This window comes from Kitasatospora sp. NPDC048296, assembly GCF_043201815.1.
Taxonomy (GTDB): domain Bacteria; phylum Actinomycetota; class Actinomycetes; order Streptomycetales; family Streptomycetaceae; genus Kitasatospora.
In genome coordinates, this window is the sequence record NZ_JBICZB010000203.1 from 1 (window position 1) to 1,716 (window position 1,716).

A 1,716-nucleotide genomic window follows, 5' to 3' on the forward strand; every position below is an offset into this window, starting at 1 on the left:
CTAGGAGCGTGTCTCAGTAACCGGCAACCCGCGTGCGTCTCGTGATCATTCGTGCGGAATGATCACGGTATGCGCGATGGGGATGGGCTGTTCGAGGTTGAGCCGGACGAGTCGAAGCGACCGCAGGCTCGTCCGGCGCCGGTGGGCAAGCGGTTCCGGGCGTTCGACCCGCACCAGGTCCTGCTGCTGCCGCCGTCGCTGGACGACTGGCTGCCCGAGGGCCACCTGGCCCGATTCGTCGCCGACCTGGTCGACGAGGTGCTCGACCTGTCCCCGGTCCTGGCGGACTACACCGAGAAGCGCGGCTACCCGCCCTACGACCCCAGGCTGATGGTGCGCCTGCTGATCTACGGATACACCACCGGCGTGCGCTCCTCCCGAGCGATCGAGCGCCGCTGTGTGGACGATGTCGCGTTCCGGTTCCTGGCCGCCGACCAGGCCCCGGACTTCCGCTCGATCGCCCGGTTCCGCCGCCGCCACCTCGACGCCCTGGCCGACCTCTTCCTCCAGTCACTGCACCTCGCCCAGAAGCTCGGCATGGTCAAGATGGGCCGCGTCGCCCTGGACGGCACGAAGCTGGAGGCGAACGCCTCCAAGCACAAGGCGATGAGCTACGGCCGGCTCATCGACAAGGAGGAACGCGTCGAGGCGGAGATCGCCGCCTTGGAGGCCACGGCCGCCGCGCTGCTCGCGGATGCCGAGTCGACCGACGCGAACGAGGACCGGCTCTACGGCGTCGACGGCAAGGACGTCGATCTGCCCGCCGAACTGGACCGCCGCGAGAAGCGCCTTGCGCGGCTGCAGGCCGCCCGCGCCCAGATCGAGGCCGAGGCCGCCGACAAGGCCCGCCGCCACGCCAAGGACAAGGAACGCCGCCGCCAGCAGCGCGCCGGAGAAAGCGACGAGCAGGCCGTCGCGGACGCCGGCGAGAAGGCCGCCGCAAAGGCGAGGCCCAAGCCGAAGGCCCAGGCCAACTTCACCGACCCCGACTCGCGGATCATGAAGAACAGCGACGGCGCCTACATCCAGGCCTACAACGCCCAAGCCGTCGTCGACGAGCAGCACCAGGTCATCACCGCCGCGGACGTGACGACCAACCCGTCGGACGCGCTGAACTACACCACGATGCTCGACCAGTCCACCGCCAACACCGGCACCCACCCCAAGCAGGCCCTCGTCGACGCCGGCTACTGCTCCGAGACCAACCTCGAAGCCGCACGGGAGCGCCAACTCGCCTGCGGCACCGACACATTCATGGCCACCGGCCGACTCGGCCACGACGAGCAGGTCCCGCCCGCACCACGCGGACGCATCCCGAAGGACGCCACGCTCAAGGAGCGCATGGCCCGCAAACTACGGACCAAGCCCGGCCGGAAGGCCTACAGCCGCCGCAAGGCCATCGTCGAACCCGTCTTCGGACAGATCATGACCTGCCAGAACGGGCGACAGCTTCTCCTGCGCGGCGAGGACGGCGCCCGCGGCGAGTGGCGCCTGCTGACCGCCTGCCACAACTTCCGCAAGATCTTCCGCCACACCGGCGCCGCCGGACTGGCCGCGGCGCTCGCCTGACCGCCGTCAGCCGGCGACCCTCGGCGCCGATTCCCAGGCCCCAGGACGACACCTCCGACGCCAGCAGGCATGCGCCGAGCGGCCGACGACCGATCCCGCCGATCACGACCGCTCGGCCGCTTGCCGGTTACTGAGACACGCTCCTAG

General features: G+C 70.1%; 1 protein-coding gene. It reads left to right on the forward strand.

From position 1 onward, the window contains the following. Positions 1-87 precede the first annotated feature (87 nt). The gene (locus ACGF12_RS38475) at positions 88-1,569 is read left to right on the forward strand and encodes an IS1182 family transposase (RefSeq protein WP_393041286.1); all 1,482 of its coding nucleotides are present in this window, start codon (positions 88-90) and stop codon (positions 1,567-1,569) included. Positions 1,570-1,716 lie beyond the last annotated feature (147 nt).